Source organism: Nocardiopsis sp. EMB25 (genome assembly GCF_026797795.1).
GTDB classification, from domain to species: Bacteria; Actinomycetota; Actinomycetes; order Streptosporangiales; family Streptosporangiaceae; genus Nocardiopsis; species Nocardiopsis lucentensis.
In genome coordinates this window covers 2,158,751-2,182,389 of sequence record NZ_JAMTDN010000001.1, presented here as the reverse complement: position 1 = coordinate 2,182,389, position 23,639 = coordinate 2,158,751, and the positions used below count along the sequence as shown (strand labels likewise).

The following is a 23,639-nucleotide window of genomic DNA, read 5'->3' as shown; positions in this document are numbered from 1 at the left end:
GCACCGAAGGAACCCCGTTCGTGTCCTCCCTTCTCATCCTCCTCGTCCTGGTGGCGGGCATCGTGTTCGTCACCGCGCGCTGGAAGCTCAGCCCCTTCCTGGCGCTGATGGGCGCCGCCGTCCTCGGCGCCTTCGCCTTCCGGCTGCCGCTGGAGGAGATCGTCCCCACGGTGACCACCGCGTTCGGCGGCACCCTGGGCAACATCGGTCTCGTCATCCTCTTCGGCACCATGATCGGCATGATCCTGGAGCGCTCGGGCGCCGCGATCGCCATGGCCGAGGCGCTGATCAGGATCCTCGGCACCCGCTTCCCGAATCTGACGATGTCGATCATCGGCTGGATCGTCTCCATCCCGGTGTTCTGTGACTCCGGGTACGTCATCCTCAACTCGCTGCGCAAGGCGGTCACCCTGCGCACGGGGGTGTCGGCGCTGGCGACCTCGATCGCGCTGATGACGGGTCTGTACGCGACGCACACGCTCGTGCCGCCGACCCCGGGTCCCCTGGCCGCCGCCGAGACCATCGGCATCGCCGACAACCTCGGCATGATCATCGCCATCGGCGTCCCGGTCTCCGTGGTGGCCGCGCTCGCGGGTCTGGCCTACGCGCGCCTGTTCACCCACAGGGAGTTCACGCCGCTGCCCGCCGAGAGCGAGGAGGACATCTCCACGCAGACCTACGAGGAACTGCGCGCGAGCTACGGCCGCCTGCCGAACGCCTTCCACGCGTTCCTGCCGATCCTGCTGCCGCTGGCGCTCATCTGCGTCTCCTCGGTCGTCCAGCTCCCCGCCCGGCCGGTCGGTGAGGGCGTCGCCTTCGACGTCCTGACGTTCCTGGGCACGCCGCTCATCGCGCTCATCCTCGGCCTGCTGGTCGCGGTGACGCTACTGCGCGGTAGGGGCGGGCTGGCCCAGTTCCACGAGCAGGTGCACGAGTCGATCCGCGTCGCCGCGCCGATCCTGCTCATCACCGGCGCGGGCGCCTCGTTCGGCGCCGTCCTGAGGGCCTCCCCGCTGACCGGTTTCCTGTCCGAGCACCTGTCCGGCCTGGGCATCGGCCTGGCCGTGCCGTTCCTCATCGCGGCGGCGCTCAAGACGGCGCAGGGGTCGTCGACGGTGTCGATCGTGAGCACCTCCGCTCTGGTCGCGCCGATGCTCGCCTCGCTCGGGCTCTCCTCCCCGGAGGGCATGGTGCTGACCGTGCTCGCCGTCGGCGCGGGCGCGATGGTGGTCTCGCACGCCAACGACTCCTATTTCTGGGTGGTCTCCCAGATCAGCCGCATCCCGGTGCCGACGGCCTACCGGACGCTCAGCGTGGCCACGGTCATCGAGGGCGTCGCCGCGTTCGCGGTGATCCAGGTGCTGGGGTTCGTCCTGCTCTGATTCGGGCGGGTGCGTCCCCCCGGGCCCCGTGCCGTCCTCGGAACCGGCAGGGGCCCTGCCGCCACCGGTCGCTCCGCGAGCCTCGGGCACGATGACGGTGTTCGGTCACCTCCGGCCGTGTCCGCGCCCTTTGCCGGACCCCTCGGGCACAATGCCGCCATGACCCAGTACCACCACGGCATCGACTACGTCGAACTGACCGTCACCGACCTCGACCAGGCCAAGCGCTTCTACACCGAGGCCTTCGGCTGGAGCTTCAACGACTACGGGCCCCAGTACGCGGGCATCCGCAACCCCGCGGGCGGGGACGCCCCCGAGGTCGGCGGACTCGCCCTGGGGGAGCGCCCCCGCCCGGGCGGGCCGTTCGTCCTGCTCTACTCCACCGACCTGGACGCGTCGGTGGAGGCCGTCCGGAAGGCGGGCGGCAACGTCGTGGACGGCCCGTACTCCTTCCCCGGCGGGCGGCGGTTCCACTTCACCGACCCCAGCGGAAACGAACTGGGCGTCTGGGCGAAGGACTGACCGGAGGAGCGGACCGCCCCCTTCACCGGCCGACCTCCCGTTCGGCGAACGCGCCGAAGGTCCCCGGCGGGCGGCCGGTGAGCCGTTGGACGGTGTCGGTGACGCGGTCCTCGGCGCCCCGGGCGATCGCCAGGTCCATGTCCGTGAGCATCTGGGCGTACTCCCGGGGTAGGTCGGCGGCCAACCGGTCGCGCATCTCCTCGGGGGTGAGCCGCCGGTGGTTGACTGCTCCCCTCCCCGAAGGGAGGGAACTTTCGGATGGGTTCCCTCCCGCCGTGGGATGTGTGGGGATTCCTGGCTCAGGCCGCCCGAACGCCCTGCGGACGCTCGGGTCTTGTGCCCTCGACACCAGCCGGGCTCAGACCGGCCCGGACCAGCATCACGTGTGCGGAGTTCTTGTCCCGGGGACGCGAGGTCCCGCACGCGGTACAGGTGTAGGTTCTCTCCGACAGCGGCAGGCGGTGCTTGGCTCTCGCACCACACCAGCCGCAGTCCATCGTCGTGTGGGCCGGGTGCACCAGGCGCACGTCCCGGCCGTGCTTGCGACCCATCTCGACCAGAGCGTGTTTGGTCGCCCCGATCGCCGCGTCGGCCGCCTTACGCGCCATCGTGGACCTGGCCAGGAACCTCGGCTTGAAGTCCTCCACCGCGATCGCGTCATGGTCCCGCACCACACGCTTGGCCCACTTGCGGGCGGTGTCCTGTCGCTGCCGGGCCACCTTCGCGTGCGCCCTCGCGGCGTGCTTCTTCGCCCTCAGGTAGCCCTTCGACGCCTTGCGCCCCTGGGCGGGTTTGCGTCGGGCCATCATCCGCTGGTAGCGGGTAAGCTTGGCCTCCGCCTTCTTGCCGTGTTCGGCGTGCGGCAGGTCGTGGTCGTCGCTCGTGGTGGTCGCGGTCTCCGCCACACCCCAGTCGACGCCGATCACCCTCCCCGTGGCGGGCAGGGGCTCGGTCTGAGCGGGGACCACGAACGAGCAGTACCAATGACCCAACGCGTCCCGGTACACCCGCACACTCGACGGATCGGCGGGCAGCTCGCGGGACCACACCACGGTCAGGGCGATACCTCCGGCCAGACACAGACGCCCGCCCTTGAGGCGGAAACCCCGCCGGGTGTAGTTCAGCGTCGGATCAGATGCGTTCTTCCTCTTGAAGCGCGGCATCCCCGCCCGCTGAAGCACAGGCACCCGGTTCTTGATGTCCTTGAGCGCTTTGGTGCGGGCGGCGGCGAAGTCGCGGATGGTCTGCTGCTGGGGCACCGACCCGCCCCGACGCAACCACTTCCTAGCCGCGCGCCATTCGGTGAGCATCTTGTCCAACCGTGCCGGACCGCACTTCTCCCCGGCTTTGTGGGCGGCGCGGGATGCGGCGACGCACTGGTTCCACACCCAGCGGCACCGGTTCCATTCCCGTGCCAGGGCGTGGTGGGCGGTGGACGACACGCGCAGCCGGAAGGTGTACCGGGCGTGCCCGACCTTCTCGTCTGCCTGTGGTGGTGTCGTCACGGTCGGCAATCTAGCGGGAAACGCCGACAGGCCAAGGAGAATCCCCTTCGATGTGAGACATCTCACCACTACGGCGGGCGGGCAACGGAGGCTCCGATTCCTTCCCGATCTGAAGGCCGAGGCATCCTCGGAGGAAAATGGTGACGCGGGTGAGGACGGCGGCGACGTCGTCGTAACCGAGCGCCTCCGGTCCGGTGATGACCAGGTCGGAGTTCGGGGCCCGGGCGTCGGTGAGCGCGTGCACGGCGACCGCACCGGCCTGATCCACGCCCTGTACGAGACGCGGCTCGAACCGATCAGGACCGCCGTCGAGGAGGGCCCGCCGCCCCTGGGACCGGACGCCCCGCCGCAGCAGCGCGTCCCCGCCCTGCTCGACGCCGTCCTGTGCTTCAAGATCGACCACCGCCACCTCGCCCTGGCCCTGGAGGGAACCGGCGGCGACAGCCCCTACCAGGCGGAGCACTACGAACGGTGGCACGGGACCCTCAGGGATCTGCTGGAGCGCGTCCCCGGATTCGGCGACGGCGACTTCACCGCTCACGCGCTGCTCGCCGCCACCCGCGCGGACCTGGTGGAACACCTCGTCGGGCAGCGGCACACGAGCCGGGAGCGCATGCGGGCACAGCTGGCCGCCCTCACGGCCAGGATCCTGGCCCCGGGGAACTGAGCGCCCGGGGCGGGCCCTGGCCCCGGGGCGGACCGCCCGGTGCCCCCGCCGCGGACGGCGGGGGCACCACCGGGGTCAGCCGCGCTCGAAGTGGCGGCGTCGCTCGAAGTCGGTGACCGACGCCGAGAACGCCGCCAGCTCGGCGCGGGCGGCGGCGGCCTGGTGCCGCACCACGTCCGGGCCGAAGCAGGCGCGGGCGATGTCACTGCCCTCCCACGCGAGGACGGCCTCCTCCAGGGAGGTGGGCAGCCGGGGCCCGTCCTGGGCGAAGGCGTTGCCCGCCGTGGGCTCCGGCAGCGGCAGCGCCTGCTCGATCCCGTACAGCCCCGCCGCGATGATCGCCGCGACCGCCAGGTAGGGGTTGGCGTCCCCGCCGGGAACCCGGAACTCGATCCGCGCCGACTCCCCGGAGCCCACCACGCGGACCGGGCACGTCCGGTTGTCCAGGCCCCAGGCGATGCTGCTCGGCGCGAACGCCTCCGGTGCCAGCCGCTTGAACGAGTTCATGTTCGGCGCGTACATCAGCGCGAAGTCGCGCATGCACGCCAGCTGCCCGGCCACGAAGTGCTCCATGTACTTCGACATGCCATGCCGACCGGTCCCGTCGTCGGCGAAGACCGGCGCGCCGTCCTCGTCGCGCAGCGACAGGTGCACGTGGCAGGAGTTGCCCTCCCCGCCGTCGTACTTGGCCATGAAGGTCAACGCCACACCGGCCTGCGCGGCCAGCTGCCGGGCCCCCGCCTTGTACACGACGTGGTTGTCGCAGGTGCGCAGGGCGTCGTCGTAGCGGAACACGATCTCGTACTGCCCCGGGTGGCACTCACCGCGCGCCGACTCCACGGTCATGCCCGTGCGCTCCATCGCCGTGCGGATCCGGCGCATGAGCGGGTCGATCTCGGTGACCTCGGGAACGGCGTAGTCGGAGTTGAACCGCGTCGCCGGGGTCAGGCCCCGGTAGTCGGCCTCGAACGCGCTCTGGTAGTCGTCCCGGAACACCAGGAACTCCAGCTCGGTCCCGGCCAGGGCCCGCCAGCCGCGCTCGGCGAGCCGGTCCAGCTGGGCTCGGAGCACCTGGCGGGGCGCGACGGCCACGGGCGCCCCGTCGGCGTCGAGGGCGTCGCCCAGGACGAGCGCCGTCCCCGGGTCCCACGGCAGGTACCGCAGGGTGGACAGGTCGGGCATGATGTCGAAGTCGCCCAGACCGCCGCCCCACGGGTCCGTCGCGTACCCCGGCCGGGCCTCCATCTCCACGTCGGTGGCCAGCAGGTACAGGCACGCCCCGAACCCGTCCCGGACGATCCGGTCGGTGAAGTCGCGCGGGTTGACCCGGCTGCCCTGCACCCGGCCCTGGAGGTCGGGCAGGGCGACCAGGACGTCGGCGATCGCCCCCGAGGCCACGTCCGCGCGCAACCGCTCCAGCGGAACCGGGAACGGCGGCGGCGGGGGAGACGGCGGCAGCGTCTCGGTCAGCGGCGGCAGGTCGGCGCCGAATCCGGTGGTCACTGGTTCTCCTCCGACGACGGGCCGCGGTGCAGCGGGTTGGGGATCGGCGGCGCCTCGAGGTGGAACTCGGCGTCGCGCTCGGCCCGCTCGTGGTACCCGCCGCCCAGCAGGCGCTCCCGGTTCAGGCACACGCGCTCGAACTCGGGCTGGAGCAGGTCGAAGGCGGCGAACCGCTCGGCCAGCTCGGGGAACTCCTCCTGGTAGCGCAGGATCTCGGCGCGCACCAGATCCCAGAACCGCTCCTCGGCCACGTCCAGCTGCTCCTCGACCAGCGGCGCCAGGTACCGGAAGTGCCCGATGAACAGCGACTTGGCGATCGAGGACGTCAGCTCCCGGGCGTCGAAGCGCATGAGCACACCCAGCGCCTCCTCGGGCAGGTCCGCGTACTCCGGCAGGTCGGTGTCCAACAACTTCATGTCGTCCACGAAGTCCTTGACCGCCAGCCGCACCGGGCGGTCGCGGTCGTCGTAGACCACGATCGCGTTCTCCCCGTGCGGGTTGAACGCCAGCCCGTAGCGGTAGAGCAGGTGCAGCACGGGCGGCAGGACGGCGCCGAACAGCTCGGTCAGCCACGCCTCGGCCGACAGCCCCGAGCGCTCCACCAGCTCGGCGGTCAGCGCGCGCCCCCAGCCGTCCACGTGCAGCAGGGCGGCCAGGGTACGGGCGCTCTCGTTCTCGCGCAGCTGCTCGGTGACCGGCTCGCGCCACAGCGCTCCCAGGAGCTGGCGGTGCCGGTAGGGCGCGTCGGGGATGTCCTCCAACACGGGGTGGCGGACCGCGACGGCGGCCACCTCGCCGGGAAGGATCACCTCGCACCGCTCGGACAGGAAGGCGTCCTTGTCGCGGAGCTGGTGCACCCACGTGGTGCTGGCGGGCGCGGCCCGGCACAGCTCGGTGGGGATGCCCCGGTAGACCATCGTGTTGAGGATGGCCAGCGACAGCTTCACGTTGAGCCGGTCGGGGCGGGTGAGGTTGGTGAAGGTGCGGATCGACTGCTGGGGCAGGTAGTCGTCGTCGGCGGTGCCCAGGGAGACGATCAGCCCGGCGGCCAGTTCGGCGGCGAACAGCGGCACGACGACCTCGTCCCACTGCCAGGGGTGCACCGGCATCCACACGTACTCGTCGGCGCGCTCGCCCGCCTGGTCCTCCAGACGCGCGGTGAACCGCTCCAGCGACCCGGGGTCCAGTTCCCGGGCACGCAGTTCGGTCTGGGACAGACCGGGCACGCCGTGGTGCTCGGCCAGGGACCGGTGGACGGCGATCCACGGCAGGCGCTGGGCCCGGCGCTCCTCCGGCGGGTACAGCGCCCGGTCGCCCGCGGAGAAGCCCACCCGGCCCTTGTTGGCGAAGATCCACGGGTGTCCGCTCTGGTGCCCCTCCAGGTGGGCGTGGTCCAGGTCGGCCAGGTGGGCGGCGGTCGCCTCGTCCTCGGCCAGGCGGGTGTCGCAGGAGAGCGTGGACATGAGCTCGCCGACGGTGAACGCCTCCACCGCCGGGTCGACCACTCCGGCGGCCCCCAGGTCGCGCAGCAGACCGAAGGGCGTGGCCGGGGCGGTGGAGCCGTCGGGTGCGTGGCGCTCGACGCTGCCGGGCTCGACCCGCCAGGCGTCCATGCCGGTCCGGCGTCCGGTGAAGACGTAGGCCGCGCCGCCGCCGGTCTCGGCCCGCCAGCGCCCCTCGGCCTCGGGCCCCTCCGGTGCGGGCCGCAGGGCGTACTCGAAGCACAGCTCCGCGACCATCTTGGCGGTCAGGTGTTCGCAGGCGCGGTTCCACCGGTCGGGGGTCAGCTCTGTGGGCACGGGCAGCGGATCGGGCGGGGTGGGATGACTGTTCATGGTGTTCTCGCTTACGGGGAGAGTGGTTCAGCGGGCGAGCGGGTTGTCGACCATGCCGTGCATGACGTCGAACTCCGCGTCGCGCTCGGCGCGGTCGTGGAAGCCGCCGCCCATGAGCTGCTCGCGGTTGAGCGCGACCCGGCCCACCTTGGGGGCCAGCAGGTCGAACCACGCGAAGCGCTCGGCCAGCTCGGGGAAGCGCTCGTGGTAGGCCGTGACCTGCTCGCGCGCCAGCGCCCACAGCCGCTCTTCGCGGACACCGAGCTGGCGCTGGACGATGTCGGCGAGGTAGCGCAGGTGCCCGGCGCAGATCGCCGACAGCACCGAGTGGGCCAGCTCGCCGGGCTGCCAGCGGTGCAGCATGGCGCGCACGCGGTCGGGGATCTCGGCGTACTCGGGCAGGTCGAAGGGGAGCAGTTCGACGTCGGAGCCGAAGTCCTTCATGGCCACGCGCACCGGCGTGTCGGCCTCGTCGAAGATGAGCACGATGTTCTCCCCGTGCGGGGTGAACGACGCGCCGTACCGGTACAGGTAGTGCAGCACGGGCGGGAACAGCGCCCCGAGGAAGCGCCGCAGCCACTCCTCGGCCTCCAGGCCGGAACGCGCCACCAGCTCGGTGACCACGGCGCGCCCGTCGGTGCCCTCCAGGAGCAGGCACGCCATGGTACGGGCGCGCTCGCCCTCCGCCAGGCTGTTGTGCACCGGCTCGCGCCAGATCGCGCCCAGCAGCTCGTTGAACCGGTAGGGCGCCTGGGGGAGGCGGTCGAAGACCGGGTGCGGGACGGTCGCGGAGGCGACCTCGCCCAGCATGACCACACGGCACTCCTCGCGCAGGAAGTCGTCCCGCGCGACCAGCGACTGGAGCCAGGTGCTGGTGTGCGGCGCGCAGGCGGTCTGCGTCCCCGACAGCCCCCGCCACACCAGGGTGTTGCGGATCATCAGCGGCACCTTGACGTTGCGCCGGTGCGGCCGGTCCAGGTTCATCAGGGTCCGGATGGACTGGAAGGGGCGGTAGCGGTCGCGGCTGCGGCCGAGCTCGACCACCCGTCCCTGGGCGAGCTCGGCGGCGAACAGCGGCGCCACGATCTCGTCCCACTGGAAGGGGTGCACCGGCAGCCACAGGTAGGCGTCCGGGTCGCCGCCGCGCGCCCGCACGGCCTCGGCGAACTCGGCGCGCTGGTCGGCGTCGAGCTCCTCCTCGACCAGGCGGCGCCGGTCGGTGTCGGCCATGGACTGGAACCGGCCCAGGTCCGGATGGACGGCGATCCACACCAGGTGGAACGCGCCGCGCGCCTCGGGCGTGTACCGGCCGACGTCGGCGGCCGAGAAACCGAGCCTGCCCTTGTTGAGGAACATGCACGGGTGGCCGGTCTGGTACCCCTCCAGGTCCTCGTAGGCCAGGTCGGCCAGGGCGGCGGCGCCCGGGGTGGCGGCCAGCAGGCGGGCGTCCGCGGTGTGGGTGGCCAGCAGATCGCGGACGACGTCGGCCAGGGAGTCGCCGGGCAGCCCCACGGTCTCCTGGGCGTCGGTGACGAACACGGTCGGGTCCCAGGCCCCGGTGGTGCCCTCCGGGGTGGTCCGGGTCAGGGACCCGGGGTTGACGTGCCAGGAGCCGAAGCCGCCCCGGCGGGCGGTGAAGCGGTACTCGACGCCGCCGTCGACCACCAGCGACCACGCGGGGTCGCCGTCACCGCCCCCCTCGGCCGGGACGGGCACGACCATCTCCTCGTAGGCCGTCTCGGCGACGACCCGGGCGAGCAGGCGGCGGCCCGCCTCGCGCCAGACGCGCGCGTCGGGGTGGTCGTCGGCCTCGGTCGCGCCGGGCAGCGGGCTGGTGTCAGTGGACATGCTGGTCCTCTTCCTCACGGTTGCGCGATCGCGGCTCGCGCGCGGGGACGGGTGCGGGGTCGGTCTCGTGGGTGGTCGGGGAGGGGTGGGCGGCCCCGGTCCCACCGCCGGGGGCGGTGGTCGACGGTTCCTCGTCGAGGCCCTCGGGGAGGGCGATGAGCAGTAGGGACAGCACCGCGAACAGTCCGGCTCCGACGGCCAGCGGCAGCCCGAGCCCCGCGGTGGCCAGCCCCGTGGCCAGCAGCGGACTGATCAGGGTGGCGCCCACGCGCACGGTCTCCACTGCGGCGAAGGCCGGGCCGCGCGCCCGCGTGACCGCGAACACCCGCAGGTCCAGGGCGACGTGGCCCAGGCCGAGCCCGGCTCCGAAGACCACCCGGCCCAGGACCAGCAGGGCGAGTCCGGGGGCCAGGAACTGCGTGAGCAGGCCCAGCGCCGCGACGGCGCACGCGATCGGCAGCAGGGCCCGGCCCAGTACGGCGTGGACCCGTGCGGCCAGCGGCAGGACCGCGAGTACGGTCAGCTGCGGCAGCAGGAACAGGGCGGCGGCCACGGCGGGGTCGATCCCGCCGTCCTCGGCGTAGAGGGTGAAGAACGGTCGCACCACCAGGCGCGCCGACTCGGCGGCCAGGACGGCGGCGCACACCGCGACCAAGGGCAGGAGCAGCGCCGGGCGCGTCCATGGTCGGGTGGAACGCGCTTCGGCTGTTCCGCCGGCCGCCCCGTCGGCCGCCCCGCCGGCCGGCTCGTCCGCGTGGTCGGCGGAGGCCGCGCCCGACCGGGTGTCCGCGTCGGTCCGCGGGGCGGGCTCGTCCCGGACGGCGGGCCCTCCCGATCCCCGCGGCAGGTGGCGGCGGCACACCGCGAACAGCACCACGTACAGCAGCGCGCACGCGGCGATCCCCCAACGGGGGTTGGGCAGCGCCATGATCCCCGCGCCCAGGACCGTGGCGGTCACCGTCCCGACGTTGATGATGTAGGTGTGCGCCATGACGTCGCGCATCCGGTCGGTCCCGCTGCCCACGAAGGCCGGGTAGGCCAGGGCGAAGGACATGGTGACCGCCACCTGCACCGCGGAGAGCGTCGTGAAGGCCGCGTAGCTCGGCGCCGCGGCGATCATCAGCTCCAGCACGGCCGAGACCGCCAGACCCCACAGCACGATCGAGGCCATGGAGAAGCGGCGCGCCACCACACCCCACAGCGGCATCGCGACCAGGGCGGTGACCCGGCACACCCAGATGTAGGTGCCGGTCGCCGACATGTCCGTGACACCGAACAACCGCTCGAAGAGCTGGGGGTAGAAGGGGCTCAGGGCCACGTCCGACACCAGGTGCAGGACGATCACGAGCAGGTACAGACGGCGGAAGGCGGGGGCCGTCACTCTCCGCCCCCCGAGGCGTCGGGTGCTCCGAAGGAGGTGTAGGCGGTCCGCTCGGGCAGCCGGTAGACGGTGCGGCCGGTCAGGCTGTTGAGGATGGTGGCGGCCCGCCACGCGCCCAACCCCAGGTCGGGGGCGCCCACGCCGTGGGTGTGCAGCTCGGCGTTTTGCACGTGGATCGGCGCGGTCAGCGCGGGGTCGGTGCGCAGGCGGTGGTCGGCGTCGATCGCGAACCGGCCGCGGTCGTCGGTCTCGATGAGCTTGAGGACCGGCTCCAGGAAGTCCGGCCTGCGCTGGGCGTACCCGGAGGCGGCCACCACGCCGTCGGTGCGGGCGGTGAACACCCGGTCCTGCTCCCGGTGGCGGAAGGTGAGCGCGATCCGGCCGCCGTCCTCGCGCGCCTCCAGGAGTTCGCAGTGGGCGCGCAGGCTCACGTCGACCGGGGCGCCGCCGACACCGCGCTCGTACAGCGCGTCGTGGATCTCGGAGATGGTGTCGGCGCTGATGCCCTTGTACAGCTGCCACTGGGAGGGCACCAGACGGTCCCTGGTGGGCTGGGGCAGCGAGTGGAAGTAGCGCGTGTAGTCGGGGGTGAAGTGCTCCAGCCCGAGCTTGGAGTACTCCATCGGAGCGAAGCCGGGGGAGCGGGTGAGCCAGTTGACCCGGGTGTCGGCGTGCGCGGGGGAGCGCAGCAGGTCGAGGAAGACCTCGGCGCCCGACTGCCCGGAGCCGATCACCGTCAGGTCGCGGGCCCCGGCCAGGCCGCCCACCCGGTCCAGGTACTCGGCGGCGTGGAACACGCGGTCGCCCGCCAGGTCGCGCAGCGCCTCGGGCAGGACCGGTTCGGTGCCGATGCCCAGGACCAGGGCGCGGCCGCGCACGGTGCGGCGGGCGCCGGAGGCGTCCTCGTGCTCGACGGTGAACACGCCCTCGTCGTGGTGGACCGTGAGCACGCGGGCGTCGAAGCGGCACGAGTCGAGGCCGGTGGCCACCCAGCGGCAGTAGTCGTCGTACTCGCGGCGCGGCACGTGGAAGTTCTCGGAGAAGTAGAACGGGAACAGTCGGTCGTGTTCGCGCAGGTAGGACAGGAAGGACCAGCGGCTGGTGGGGTCGACCAGGGTGACCAGGTCGGCCAGGAAGGGCACCTGGAGGCGGGCGCCCTCCAGCAGCAGGCCGGGGTGCCAGGAGAAGTCGGGGCGGGCCTCCAGGAACCGGGCGCTCAGGCCGGGAACGCCGTCGGCGAGGGCGGCCAGGGCCAGGTTGAAGGGGCCGAGGCCCACGCCCACGAGGTCGTGGACCTCACGCTCGGTGCCGGCGGTGGGGTTCGGGGCGGCGGTCATCGGGCCTCCTCCAGGTTCTGGGCGGCCGCGGTCTCGGCGTCACCGGCGGCGACGATCAGGGCGAGCAGGGCGGCGATGTCGTCGGGGGTGGTGTCGGGGTTGAGGAGGGTGAGCTTGAGCCAGACCCGTCCGTCGACGTGGGTGCGGCCCACCACGGCCCGCCCGCTCTCCAGGAGGCGGCGGCGCAGGCGCGCGTTGACCAGGTCGGTGTCGGAGGCCGCGTCGTAGCGGAAGACGACCGTGGTCAGTGAGGGGGCCGCGGCCAGGATCAGCTTCGGGGAGGCGACCACCTGGGCGCTGGCGTCCAGCGCCAGGGCGCGGCAGGCGTCCACCATGCGGCCCAGGCCCTCCCGGCCGAGCGCGCGCAGGGTGACGGCGATCTTGAACACGTCCGCGCGCCGGGTGGTGCGCAGTGAGTAGCCGAGCAGGCTGGGGTAGCCCGCCTCCTCGTCATCGGTCGGATTCAGGTAGGACACCGACCGCGACAGCGGCGCGAACGAGGCGCGCTCACGGGTGAGCAGGACGCCCGCCGCCACCGGCTGCCAGCCGAGCTTGTGCAGGTCCAGGCTGACCGAGTCGGCGCGGCTGAGGCCGTCCAGGAGGCCGCGCAGCCGGTCGGAGAAGAGCAGACCCCCGCCGTAGGCGGCGTCCACGTGCAGCCACACGCCGTACTCGGCGGCGATGTGCGCGACGGCGGCCAGCGGGTCGATGCCGCCCAGGTCGGTCGTGCCCGCCGTGGCCACGACCGCGACGGGTACGTCGCCGTTCTCGCGCACCTGGTGCAGGGTCCTGCGCAGGGCTTCGGGGCGCATCCGGTGCTCGGAGTCCACGGCGACGGTGATGACCGCCTCCTCGCCCAGACCGAGCAGGGCCGCGGCGCGCTGGACGGAGAAGTGCGCGACCTCCCCGCACAGGATGCGGGGGCGGGCCCCGTCGGCGGCCGCGGCGACGCCGGTCCGGGTGGGGTCGAGGTCGGAGTGGGCGGCCAGCGCGTGGTCGCGGGCCAGCAGCAGCGCGGTCAGGTTGGACTCGGTGCCGCCGGAGGTGACCACGCCGCCGGCCCGCTGACCGTCGTACCCGGCGAGGTCGGCCAGCTCCGCGATGATCCGGGTCTCCATGGCGGTGGCGGCCGGTGCCTGGTCCCAGGAGTCCAGGGACTGGTTGAGGATCGAGGCGACGGTGTCGGCCGCCACGGCGACCGCCAGCGGGGGGCAGTGCAGGTGGGCCGCGCAGTGGGGGTGGGCCGGGTCGGCGGCGCCCGCGGCGAGGGCGGTGGTGAGGCGGTGGAGCACCTCGGCGGAGCGGTCGGGGCCGTCGGGCTGGACGGTGTCCAGCGCGTCGGCGACCATCGCGGCGACCTGGTGGGGGGTCATGGCGGGCAGGGGACCGCCGCGGTGGGTCGAGGAGTCGACCAGGGCTCGGGCGGCGGACTCGACGAGGGAGGCGACGGTGGCCGGTCCGCTGGCGGCGCCGGGGTGCCCGAGGGATCCGGCGAGAGCGGATGTGGTGAGGTCGGGGAGGGGGCGGTCGGCGGCGTCGGTGACGTTCGTCGGGGGCCCGGTCCTGGGCGTGGTGTGCATGAGGCGTCAGAACTCCGTTTTCCGTGACGGGTCGGTAACGCGCGGATGGCGGGCATGGGCAGGGGCGCCCGCCGCGAACGGACGCTGGTCGGCGTCGGCGGGAAGGTCGCGGTCGGGGCGGTGCGAGGCGGTTCCGGTGAGCGGGTCCGGGAGGCCGCACCCCGTGGGCTTCGGAGGGGCGGTTGCGCCCGGACGGGAGCGGGGCCGACCGGGCGCGACCCACGTGGAACGGCGCCGGGTCAGCCGCCGAGCGGCATGATCAGGCAGTGGTGGCGTCTCCAGCCGTCGTGCGGGGCCAGGTCGCCCACGTGCCGCCAGCCGTTGCGCAGGGAGATGTTCAGCGCGTGCGTGTTGCTCTCGGCGACCAGTGAGGCGGCCCGCTCCTCGGGCCGACCGGACAGGAACATCGGCATGGCGTGCACGGCCAGTCTGGTGTTGCGGAAGGGGGCGCGCACCAGGCCCTCGCACACGGCCAGGGTGCGACCGGGCCGCTCGCGGGTCATGTCCTCGGCGTCCACGCCGGGAGCCGGGGTGAACCCGTCCCACCAGCCGGTGGTGGTCGGCAGGGTGTACCCGTAGACGAACCCGACCAGTTCACCGTCCTGGTATCCGGCGGTCATCCGGAAACCGGGGCGGGCCGCGCTGAAGGCCAGGCGCTCGCCGAAGGGCGGGTCGTTGTGGTCGGGCAGGTGCAGGGCGTGGGCGTAGACCTCCTCGTAGGCCGAGACCCAGGGGGTGGGGTCGGCCATGACGTCGGCGCCGGTGAGGTTGCGCAGGTCGAGCTGGGTGGCGGTGGGGGCCGGGGCGGCCATGGTGGGCTCCTGTGTGGGGACGGGGTCGGTGGGTATGCGGGTTGGGGGACCGCAAGCCGGATGACCAGCATGTTAATTAGGGCAGGCTAACCTAATCATGTCAAGGGTGTGGGGTGAGGGGTGTCCCGCGCCACAGCCGTGGCCGGCGCCTCGCGTGTGGTGACGGTCACGCGCGGCGCCCCCGGGTGCGCCAGGAAGGCGGGCATCGCGAACTCGTGCCCGTAGGCGCCCGCGTTCGGGAAGACCAGCACGTCACCGGCGCGCACGGACTCCACGCGCACGTCCCGCGCCAGGACGTCCTCGGGCGTGCACAGCTCACCGGAGACGGTCACCGCGGCGTCGGCCACCCCCGGACGGGGCAGCGCCGCGGGCCAGGTGTGTCCGGGCAGGACCGCGAAGTTGTGCCGGATCTCCCACGACGTCGGCAGCTGGAAGTGGTTGATCCCACCGCGCACCACCGCGAAGTGGCCGCCGTAGGAGGACTTCACGTCCGTCACGCGGGCCACGTACCAGCCGGTCGGCGCCGCGATCCACCTCCCCGGCTCGAACACGACCTCCACACCCGGGTCGTCCAGCTCCGCGAGCGCCGCGCCGAAGGCCTCCAGGTCGAAGGAGGCGTCCCCCTCCTCGAAGGGCACCCCCAGCCCCCCGCCCACGTCCACGACCCGCAGGTCCACGTCGTGGGCGCGCGCGGTCGAGCGCGCCCACTCCAGGCACCAGCGCACGTAGGCGGCGTGCGCGACGGCGTCGGTGTTGCCGCTGACCGCGTGCACGTGGAAACCCACCAGGTCCAGACCGGGCAGCAGGGCGGCCGCGCGCAGCGCCGAGGGCACCATCGGTTCGGGCACGCCGAAGGGTCCGGGGGTGCCGCCCATGACCAGGGCGCCGCTCACCGGCACCCGCTCGGGGTTCACCCGCAGCGTCACCGGCAGGACCGTGCCCGCCTCGCGCGCCGCCGCCGAGATCCGGTGCAGCTCCAGCTCGCTCTCCGCGTTGACGACGACGTCCGCGCCCTCCCGGGCGCGCAGCCACGCCAGACCCGACAGCAGTTCGGGGGTCTTGCCGGGGCCGCTCACCGCGATCCGTCCCGACCGCGGGCCGCCGCGGCGCTCCTCCAACGCGGCGAGACAGGCGTGCGCCTCGTGCAGGGAGGCGGCCTCGAAGCCGTCCACCGCCTCGGCCAGGCGGGCGAGGACGGGGGTGAAGCCGTTGGACTTGGCGGCGAAGTACACCCGGGCCCAGTCGGGCAGCGCGGCACGCAGCGTCCGGGCCCGGTCGGCGGCCAGGGAGGGGTCGTAGACGTATCCGGAGCCGGGGGAGGCGGCGAGCGCGCGGGCGGCCTCGCGCACCCGCTCGGGGATCCGGTCGACGGGCAGTGCGGGGGCGTTCTCGAAGGAACGGGGCGGTTCCACGGCGGATCCTTCCGGTGGGGTGGGGCGCCCCGGACACGCGGGGTGTCCGGGGCCCGACACGACGGAGGGGCCCGTTCGTCGTTGGGCGGACGGGCCCCTGGCGGTCTCGTCTGGTGGGTGCGAACACGGTCGGCTACCGCGCCGCTGGGCGTCCGTCGAAGGTGGTGGCCCACCCACCACGCGCGGCGCCGTGTGGGCGACGGCGGGGGAGGGCGGGCCGAGAGGTGAGGCGGAGGCCCGGAACAAGCACAGCGTCTAGCGCTGCGGGTCGACCCCGAAGGTCTCGGCCATGTCGTCGAGCACCGCGTGGGCGGCGATCAGGCCGACGCCGGAGATCCAGTGGGCGTCGTCGACCTCGGTCTTCTCGCCCTCCAGCTCGCCCCACAGGGGGCTGTTGGTGTACTCGTCGCGCTGCTCGCTGACGCCGTCCTGGCCGCCGTCGTCGTAGGCGGCCACGAAGATGCGGTCGGCGTCCAGGTCGAGCAGGCGCTCCTGGCTGTGGTAGGTGACGATGTCCTCGGCCCCGGTGGAGGTGCCCTCACCCGACGGCAGGCCCATGTCGTCCAGGATCACACCGATGTAGGAGTTGCGCGTGTACAGGCGCACACCATCGGCGTCACCGGCGAACCGCACGATGGAGACGGTGGGCGCCTCGCCGCCCTCGGCCTCGGCGATCGCCTCGCCGATCGCGGCGGCCCGCTCCTCGTACTCCGTGATGAGGGCCTCGGCCTCGTCCTCCGCGCCCAGCGACTCGGCGGTCAGGCGCAGGTTGTCCTTCCACGTCGCGCCGGTGGTCTCGGACATGACGGTGGGGGCGACCTCGCCGAGCTGGTCGTAGCCGTCGCCGTGACGCACCTCGGCGGACAGGATCAGGTTCGGCTCGGTGCCGGCGACCAGCTCGGGGCTGATGTCCCACAGCAGACCGACCGGGACGGCCTCGTCGTAGGTGCCCGTGTTCCAGTCGCTCTCCACCAGGTAGTCCGGCAGGGCGTCCACATCCTCGGCGAAGGTCGTGAAACCGACGACGTTGCCGCCCAGGGCCAGCGTGGCGTCCACGTAGGTCGAGTCGAGGGGCAGGACCCGCTCGGGGGCGGCCGGGATCTCGGTCTCGCCCATGGCGTGCTCGACGGTCCGGGGGAAGCCCTCGGCGGAGCCGCCCTGGGACGCGCCGTCGTCACCGGTGTCGTCGGCGGGCCCGGCGGCCCCGCACGCGGTGAGCAGGCCGACGGCCGCGGCGACGGCCACGGCGGGAAGGCCCCTGCGGCGAAGGAGGGAGGAGGATGTCATGAGGCAACTCGCAATCGGGGTCGGTACTCGTCCTCGCGACCGTGCCGAACGGGGGAGCACTGTCGCCGACGATGTGTCGTCCCAGGCCGGGACGTGGCAAACTTAGATCATCACCATATGGCTAGGCAAACCTAAGTTAGGTTTACCTGGCTCTCGTCATGAGGGGAGCAGTGGGTGAGTGACACCCCCGGGGCCGCGACCGCCGGCCCCGTCACCACGCCCGAGAACGGCTTCGCGCCCGGTGCCGACGACCCCCCGCCCACGGGACTGATCGGCGCCCGCCGCGCCCGCAGGATCGCCGGCCTGGGCCTTCTGGCGGTCCTGCTCGGGCTGGCGGCGTTGAGCAGTGTCCTGTTCGGCGCGCGCATGCTCGACCCCGCCACCGTCTGGCAGGCGTTGTCCCACGCGGCCAGTGACGAGGCCAACATCATCGTCAACGAGATCCGCCTGCCGCGCACCGCGCTCGGCCTGCTCGCCGGACTCAGCCTCGGCCTGGGCGGCGCCCTCATGCAGGGGCACACACGCAACCCCCTGGGTGACCCGAGCATCCTCGGCGTCACCTTCGGCGCCGCCTTCGTGGTGGTCCTGGGGATCCACTTCCTCGCCATCGACGACCTGCGCACCCAGGCCTGGCTGGCGTTCGTCGGTGCCGGAGCGGCGGCCGTGGTCGTCTACCTCATCGGCTCGGTGCCCGGCCGCGGTCCCACACCCATCACCCTGGCCCTGGCCGGGACCGCGGTCAGTTGGCTGATGTACTCGCTGGTCTCGGGGATCGTCCTGCTCGACCAGGACACCATGGACAACTTCCGCTTCTGGCGCGTGGGCTCCCTCACCGGCCGCGACCCCTCGGTCATCGGCCAGATGCTCCCCTTCGTGGTCGTCGGCGTCGTCCTGGCCCTGGCCAACACCCGCGCGCTCAACGCCCTGGCGCTGGGCGACGACACCGCCCGCGCCCTGGGCTTCCGGATCGGATGGGCCAGGGCCACCGGGCTGCTCGCCATCACGCTGCTCACCGGCGTGACCGTGGCCGCCTGCGGACCGATCGCCTTCGTCGGGCTCATCGTCCCGCACCTGGCCCGCGCCATGGTCGGCTCGGACCACCGCTGGTTGCTGCCCTACTCCGGACTGCTCGGCGCCATCCTGCTCATGGCCGCCGACGTCCTCGGCCGCTTCCTGGCCCCTCCCGGGGAACTCCAGGTCGGGGTGGTGCTCGCCATCCTGGGCGCCCCCTTCTTCATCTACGTCGTCCGACGCAGGAAACTTCTCGCCCTATGAGTTCCACGACCTCCCCCGCCGCCCCCCGTACCCGGACACCCGCACTCCCGCGCCCCGTGCGCGCCCTGCGGATGGGCCCGGTCTCCCTCCCACTACGCCCCCGCCTGGTCATCGCGTCCCTTCTGACCTGCGGGGCCATCCTCGTCCTGGTCACCCTCAACCTCGCCATAGGGGAGACCGAGGTCACCGCCGCGCAGGTGTGGGCCAACATCGTCGGCACCAGCAGCGACCAGTACTTCACCATCTGGCGGGTGCGCATGCCCCGTGTCGTGGTCGGCCTGCTGGCCGGGGCCGCCCTGGCCGCCGCCGGAGCCATCACACAGACCATCATGCGCAACCCCCTGGCCAGTCCCGACCTGCTCGGCGTCACCCACGGCGCCAGCGCCGGGGTGGTCGCGGTCATGGCCTTCGGCGGCAGCTACGGCATCGTCAGCGGCCCCCTCGCCGACATCGGCGTCCCGGCCGTCGCCCTGGCGGGCGGACTCCTGGCCGGAGTCCTCTGCTACGGCCTGGCCTGGCGCGCGGGCATCGACGGTTACCGGCTGCTCCTGGTCGGCGTGGGCGTGTCCGCCGTGCTGATGAACGTCACCCTGTGGATGCTCACCCTGGGCGAGGTCACCGACAGCGGCCGCGCCATGGTGTGGATCGCGGGCAGCCTCACCATGCGCACCTGGCCGAACGCGGTCCCCGTGGCCATCGCCCTGCTGTTGTGCCTGCCCGCCGCGCTGATCATGGCCCGCACCATGGACGCCCTGTCCTACGGCGACGACATCGCCCGGGGGCTGGGCGTGGGCGTGGAGCGGGGCCGCGCCGGCCTGCTCGTCCTGGCCGTGCTGCTCGCCGCCTTCGGCACCTCGGCCGCCGGACCGATCCTCTTCGTGTCCCTGGCCTCACCCCAGATCGCCCTGCGGCTGGCCCGCGCCCCCCGCCCGCCGGTCCTGCTGTCCGCCCTGGTCGGGGCCGGACTCGTCTGCGGGGCCGACCTCATCGCCCGGAACCTGTTCGAGACCATCCAGCTCCCCGTGGGCGTGGTCACCGGCAGCCTGGGCGCCCTCTACCTCATCTACCTCCTCGTCCGTGGAAACCGAAAGGCCCAGGCTTGACCACGACACACGGCAACACCGCACACGTCGACGCACCGGCCGCCTCCCCCGCCGGCGCCCGCCCCCGGCTGACCGCCCGCGGACTCACCCTCGCCTACGACGACCGCACCATCGTCGACGGCCTGGACGCCGACATCGTCGAGGGCACCATCACCTGCGTCATCGGCCCCAACGGCTGCGGCAAGTCCACGATGCTGCGCGCCCTGGGACGACTCATGCGCCCACGCTCGGGCGTGGTCGAACTGGACGGGCGCGACATCCACCGCGCCCCCACCCGGGAGGTCGCCCGGGTACTGGGCATCCTGCCCCAGCAGCCGAACGCCCCCGAGGGGCTCACCGTGGCCGACCTCGTCGCCCGCGGCCGCCACCCCGCGCAGCGCTGGTACCGCCAGTGGTCGGGGGACGACCACACCGCCGTGGCCGACGCGCTCGCCCAGACGGGTCTGCTGGAGTTGGCCGACACACCCCTGGACGAGTTGTCCGGCGGTCAGCGGCAGCGGGCGTGGATCTCGATGGTGCTGGCCCAGGGCACCGACCTGCTGCTGCTGGACGAGCCCACCACCTTCCTGGACCTCGTGCACCAGGTCGACGTCCTGGACCTGGTCCGAGACCTGCACCAGCAGGGCGGGCGGACGATCGTCATGGTGCTGCACGACCTCAACCTGGCCGCCCGCTACGCCGACACGATCATCGCGATGCGTGACGGCTCGGTCGTGGCCAGCGGGCCGCCGGCCGACGTGTTGACCCCGCGGCTGCTGGCGGAGGCCTTCGGCCTGGAGGCCGTGGTCGTGGAGGACCCGGTGACCGGTGGCCCGATGGTCGTTCCCGTGGGGCGCAGCGGGAGCGCGTCCTAGACGGGGGCCTCCCCGGACCGTCGAAGAGGGGCGCCGGAAGGGAGGGACGCCGCCCGCCCGTCGCCCGCCACCGCCCTCGACGGACGTCCCCGGCGCGGTTCTTCCTTCTTCGCCTGCCGCCCGTTCCTCGCTCGCGGCTCGACTCGTCGTGCGGCACCCTGTCGGCGCCCGAACGACACCCCCTCGGGCGACCATTCCAAAAACCGGTCCGCGACGGCCGGAGGGAAGGGGCGCCGCGGCGGTCCGTTCAGCGCCCGCGGGCACTCGGGCGCGACGTGCTCGGGGACGGGTAGACCTTGGACCGCTTGACGCTGCCGAAGGCGAAACTGGATTCGATCGACGCGATGCCGGGAATGGCGTGGATCCGCGTGCGCACGAGGACCTCGTACTCCTCCAGGCTCTCGATGACGACCCTGAGCAGGTAGTCGCTGCTGCCCGCCATCAGGTAACAGTCCTGGATGTGCTCGATGAGACCGACGTGCTCCTCGAACACGCTGACGGCCTCGGCCGTGTGGCGCTCCAGGCGGATCCGCACGAAGACGGTGATCGGCAGGCCGAAGGCGACCTGGTCCACCATCGCGGTGTAACCGCTGATCAGTCCCGACTCCTCCAGGCGGCGTACCCGGCGCAGACAGGGTGAGGGGGAGAGCCCGACCCGGTCGGCCAGGTCCTGGTTGGACAGCCGCCCGTCCGCCTGCAGCTCGTGGATGATCTGGAGATCCACAGCGTCCATCGTCACTCCTTGGCAGATTCTGCCCCAAAGGCTAGGTCCGACAGGCAGAAGTGGCAATCGGCTGCCTCGCCAAAAGCTCTAGTGTTGCCTTCATCGGGAGGGCGGACGTCGGTTTCGCCCGCACGGGTCCGAGCGGGAGGAATCGTCGGTGGCGGTGACGGGTACGGCGCGGACGCCGGGAGCGCGGACACGTTCCCCCGCGTCCCGCGCGGGCTGGCGCGGGGGGCTCTCCTCGCGGGCCGTGGGCATGCTGGCGCTGCTGCTCACCGTGACCATCTGGGCGGGGTTCGCCCTGAGCGCCCGCGCCCTGGGCGACTCCACGCTGTCGCCCGCGGACGCGGCCCTGCTGCGCTTCGGCGTCCCCCTCGTGGTCCTGGCCCCCGCCCTGTGGCGGCGCAGACACCGCCTGGCCGCCGTGCGGCCCGGCCCGGCGGCCAAGATCATCTGCGGCGCGGGGGTGCCGTTCTTCCTCGCGGCGATGTACGGCGGTTCGCTCACCTCGGCCGCGTTCGTCGGGGCGATCGTCCCCGGGATGGTCCCCCTGTTCGTCTCCGCGCTCATGGTCGCGGGCGGCGGGAGCGCACCGCGCGGCACGCAGCCGGTCGGGTTGGCGCTGATCGTGGCCGGAGCCGCGGCTCTGGTCTGGCGCCACACCGCGGAGCTGGACGCCGACGTCCTGCTCGGGTCGGGGACACTGCTCGTGGCCAGCGGGCTGTGGGCCCTGTACACCGTGGGGCTGCGGGAGGTGGACCTCGACCCCGTCGGGTCCATCGGGCTGCTGTGCCTGCCCTCCTTCGCCGTCGTCGGGCTGCTGGCCCTGACCGGGGTCCTGCCGACCGGCCTGGCCCGGGCGGCCGTCGCCGACCTCGCGCTGTTCCTCGTCGTCCAGGGCCTGGGGGTCGGCCTGTGCGCCGGCCTGCTCTACGCGTTCGCCATCCGCCGGCTGGGACCGCAGACCAGTTCGGTCGTCGGCAGCCTCAGTCCGGTCGTCGTCGTCCTGCTCGCCATTCCCCTGCTGGACGAGTCCCCGACCCTGTCCGTCCTGGTCGGCGTTCCCCTCATCGCCACCGGTGTCGTGCTCGCCAACCGACGTCCCCGACCCAAGGCTGCCGCCGATGCTTGAGCTTCTCCCCTCCCCGCCCGCCGACCCCCTGTTCGACCTGGAGGCCGAGTTCGCCGCCGACACCAGGCCCGACCGGCTGAACCTCGTCCTCGGCGTCTACCGTGACCGCACCGGGGCCACCCCCGTCATGGAAGCGGTCAGAAAGGCCGAGGTGCGCCTGGCGGAACGCTCCGTCTCCAAGGAGTACCGCGGGCTCTCGGGCAACGCCTCCTTCAACCGGGCCATGCTGTCCATGGTGCTGGGCGCCCGGGCCCTGACCGAGCGGGCGACGGCCGTGCAGACCGTGGCGGGCACCGGAGCCCTGCGCCTGCTGGCCGACCTGGTACGCCAGACCCGCCCGGGCGCCACGGTGTGGATCAGCGACCCCGCCTACGTCAACCACCGCCCCATCCTGGAGGGCGCCGGCCTCCAGGTCCGAACCTATGGCCGACCCGCCTCCGCGGGGCTCCCGGGCGCCGCCGGCATGCTCGACGACCTGCGCGCCGCGCGCCGTCACGACGTCGTCCTCCTCCAGGGCTGCTGCCACAACCCCACGGGGGTCGACCCCTCCTTCGAGGAGTGGGAGGAACTGGCCGGGCTCGCCGCGGCGAACGGCTGGGTCCCCTTCGTCGACCTGGCCTACCACGGGCTCGGCGACGGCCTCGAAGCCGACCTGCGGGCCACACGGATGCTGTCCGAACGGCTCCCCGAGGTGCTGATCGCCGCCAGCTGCTCCAAGAATTTCGGCCTCTACAGCGACCGCACCGGGTGCGCGATCGTCCTGGGGTCGTCGCGGCGGGCGCTGGGGCACGTCGAGACGGCACTGCAGAACGCCGCGCGGACGCTGTACTCGATGCCGCCCGAGCACGGCGCCGCCGTCGTCACCACCATCCTGGAGGACGAGCGGCTACGGACCGTGTGGCGGGCCGAACTCGACGCCATGCGTGAGCACATCACGGCCAACCGGGCGGAGCTGGCCGCCCGTCTGCGCGCACTCGGCCACGCCGGGCAGGCGGCGGCGCTGGCACGACAGAAGGGCATGTTCTCGATGCTCTCGCTCACGCCCGAACAGATGGGCGAAATGCGCAGGCGGTCGGGTATCTACGGCACGAACTCGGGGCGCGTCAACGTCGCGGGGCTCCCGGCGGACCGGATTCCGTTCCTGGCGAGGGGCATCGCCACCGCCCTGGAGGCGGCCCGCGCCGTCCCGTCCGGCTGAGATCCCCGGCCGCGGAGGGCGCGGCTCGGGCGGAGGCCGTCCGCTGTGGCCGATCCGCGCCGACACGAGGAAAGGGGTCTGGCGCGGGACGCTCCGGTACGCCATGATCACGTTCGGTGTCGATCATGTGTGCCCAGGGCGACCGGGGGCCACGCCACCCCAGGGATGCGACGGAGTTGTAGGGGCGTTCACCCCGGTTTCACCGATGTGTGTGAAACCTCGGCCAGGGTCGAGACCGGCCGGTGCCTCCATACACCGGTTGACCAGCTTCGTCCTTCGCGC

At 72.9% G+C, this 23,639-nt stretch carries 20 protein-coding genes; 8 read left to right on the top strand and 12 right to left on the bottom strand.

Translation table 11 applies throughout. From position 1 onward, the window contains the following. Positions 1 to 20 precede the first annotated feature (20 nt). Together KIK06_RS09410 and KIK06_RS09405 are read left to right on the top strand one after the other, a co-directional pair. A complete protein-coding gene (locus KIK06_RS09410) occupies positions 21 to 1,382 on the top strand; it encodes a GntP family permease (RefSeq protein ID WP_268642835.1) in 1,362 nt (453 codons plus the stop codon). 159 nt (positions 1,383 to 1,541) lie between these two features. Continuing rightward, positions 1,542 to 1,904 carry a VOC family protein gene (locus KIK06_RS09405; RefSeq protein WP_268642834.1) on the top strand — a complete coding sequence of 121 codons (363 nt, stop codon included), beginning with the start codon at positions 1,542 to 1,544 and terminating at the stop codon, positions 1,902 to 1,904. A gap of 22 nt (positions 1,905 to 1,926) precedes the next feature. Here KIK06_RS09405 and KIK06_RS09400 read toward each other — a convergent pair whose 3' ends face one another. Both KIK06_RS09400 and KIK06_RS09395 read right to left on the bottom strand, forming a co-directional pair. Continuing rightward, positions 1,927 to 2,100: a hypothetical protein gene (locus tag KIK06_RS09400; protein ID WP_268642833.1), complete on the bottom strand. Its 174-nt coding sequence runs from the start codon at positions 2,098 to 2,100 to the stop codon at positions 1,927 to 1,929. A 103-nt stretch (positions 2,101 to 2,203) separates the two neighbouring features. Then, complete coding sequence (locus KIK06_RS09395; protein ID WP_268642832.1) at positions 2,204 to 3,409, bottom strand: RNA-guided endonuclease InsQ/TnpB family protein; 1,206 nt, start codon at positions 3,407 to 3,409, stop codon at positions 2,204 to 2,206. Positions 3,410 to 3,461: 52 nt separating this feature from the next. Between KIK06_RS09395 and KIK06_RS09390 the strand changes: the two genes are divergently transcribed. Further along, positions 3,462 to 4,076 (top strand): TetR/AcrR family transcriptional regulator, encoded by a 615-nt coding sequence (locus KIK06_RS09390; protein WP_268642831.1) that lies wholly within the window; start codon positions 3,462 to 3,464, stop codon positions 4,074 to 4,076. 75 nt (positions 4,077 to 4,151) lie between these two features. On the opposite strand, the gene KIK06_RS09385 is transcribed toward KIK06_RS09390, so the two are convergent. From KIK06_RS09385 to KIK06_RS09345, 9 genes are all read right to left on the bottom strand, one after another. Continuing rightward, positions 4,152 to 5,579, bottom strand: a complete 1,428-nt coding sequence (locus KIK06_RS09385; protein WP_327084641.1) for a glutamine synthetase family protein — start codon at positions 5,577 to 5,579, stop codon at positions 4,152 to 4,154. Continuing rightward, positions 5,576 to 7,414, bottom strand: a complete 1,839-nt coding sequence (locus tag KIK06_RS09380; RefSeq protein WP_268642830.1) for an IucA/IucC family protein — start codon at positions 7,412 to 7,414, stop codon at positions 5,576 to 5,578. Before KIK06_RS09380 ends, KIK06_RS09385 begins: the two co-directional genes overlap by 4 nt. Before the next feature lie 27 nt (positions 7,415 to 7,441). Further along, positions 7,442 to 9,262, bottom strand: coding sequence for an IucA/IucC family protein (locus KIK06_RS09375; RefSeq protein ID WP_268642829.1), 1,821 nt, complete (start codon positions 9,260 to 9,262; stop codon positions 7,442 to 7,444). Next, complete coding sequence (locus KIK06_RS09370) at positions 9,252 to 10,643, bottom strand: hypothetical protein (protein WP_268642828.1); 1,392 nt, start codon at positions 10,641 to 10,643, stop codon at positions 9,252 to 9,254. Before KIK06_RS09370 ends, KIK06_RS09375 begins: the two co-directional genes overlap by 11 nt. Continuing rightward, positions 10,640 to 11,980, bottom strand: a complete 1,341-nt coding sequence (locus tag KIK06_RS09365; protein ID WP_268642827.1) for a lysine N(6)-hydroxylase/L-ornithine N(5)-oxygenase family protein — start codon at positions 11,978 to 11,980, stop codon at positions 10,640 to 10,642. The genes KIK06_RS09370 and KIK06_RS09365 overlap by 4 nt, the downstream gene beginning before the upstream one ends. Further along, entirely contained in the window at positions 11,977 to 13,560 is a 1,584-nt protein-coding gene (locus KIK06_RS09360; protein ID WP_268642826.1) for a pyridoxal phosphate-dependent decarboxylase family protein, read from the bottom strand. The genes KIK06_RS09365 and KIK06_RS09360 overlap by 4 nt, the downstream gene beginning before the upstream one ends. A 239-nt stretch (positions 13,561 to 13,799) precedes the next feature. Next, a complete protein-coding gene (locus KIK06_RS09355; RefSeq protein WP_268642825.1) occupies positions 13,800 to 14,372 on the bottom strand; it encodes a GNAT family N-acetyltransferase in 573 nt (190 codons plus the stop codon). A 95-nt stretch (positions 14,373 to 14,467) separates the two neighbouring features. Continuing rightward, a complete protein-coding gene (locus tag KIK06_RS09350) occupies positions 14,468 to 15,784 on the bottom strand; it encodes an alanine racemase (RefSeq protein WP_268642824.1) in 1,317 nt (438 codons plus the stop codon). Between the two features lie 255 nt (positions 15,785 to 16,039). Beyond that, entirely contained in the window at positions 16,040 to 17,071 is a 1,032-nt protein-coding gene (locus KIK06_RS09345; RefSeq protein ID WP_268642823.1) for an ABC transporter substrate-binding protein, read from the bottom strand. 174 nt (positions 17,072 to 17,245) lie between these two features. On the opposite strand from KIK06_RS09345, the gene KIK06_RS09340 reads away from it, so the two are divergent. Genes KIK06_RS09340 through KIK06_RS09330 form a run of 3 tightly spaced genes read left to right on the top strand, consistent with a single transcriptional unit; the run spans position 17,246 to position 20,303 of the window. Beyond that, entirely contained in the window at positions 17,246 to 18,346 is a 1,101-nt protein-coding gene (locus KIK06_RS09340) for a FecCD family ABC transporter permease (protein WP_268642822.1), read from the top strand. Then, the gene (locus KIK06_RS09335) at positions 18,343 to 19,449 is read left to right on the top strand and encodes a FecCD family ABC transporter permease (RefSeq protein WP_268642821.1); all 1,107 of its coding nucleotides are present in this window, start codon (positions 18,343 to 18,345) and stop codon (positions 19,447 to 19,449) included. Before KIK06_RS09340 ends, KIK06_RS09335 begins: the two co-directional genes overlap by 4 nt. After that, positions 19,446 to 20,303, top strand: coding sequence for an ABC transporter ATP-binding protein (locus KIK06_RS09330; RefSeq protein WP_327084640.1), 858 nt, complete (start codon positions 19,446 to 19,448; stop codon positions 20,301 to 20,303). Before KIK06_RS09335 ends, KIK06_RS09330 begins: the two co-directional genes overlap by 4 nt. Before the next feature lie 247 nt (positions 20,304 to 20,550). On the opposite strand, the gene KIK06_RS09325 is transcribed toward KIK06_RS09330, so the two are convergent. Next, a complete protein-coding gene (locus KIK06_RS09325; protein ID WP_017601331.1) occupies positions 20,551 to 21,036 on the bottom strand; it encodes an Lrp/AsnC family transcriptional regulator in 486 nt (161 codons plus the stop codon). Between the two features lie 148 nt (positions 21,037 to 21,184). Between KIK06_RS09325 and KIK06_RS09320 the strand changes: the two genes are divergently transcribed. Next, positions 21,185 to 22,159, top strand: a complete 975-nt coding sequence (locus KIK06_RS09320; RefSeq protein ID WP_268642820.1) for a DMT family transporter — start codon at positions 21,185 to 21,187, stop codon at positions 22,157 to 22,159. Beyond that, positions 22,152 to 23,357, top strand: a complete 1,206-nt coding sequence (locus KIK06_RS09315) for an amino acid aminotransferase (RefSeq protein WP_268642819.1) — start codon at positions 22,152 to 22,154, stop codon at positions 23,355 to 23,357. The genes KIK06_RS09320 and KIK06_RS09315 overlap by 8 nt, the downstream gene beginning before the upstream one ends. The last annotated feature ends 282 nt before the right edge of the window (positions 23,358 to 23,639 follow it).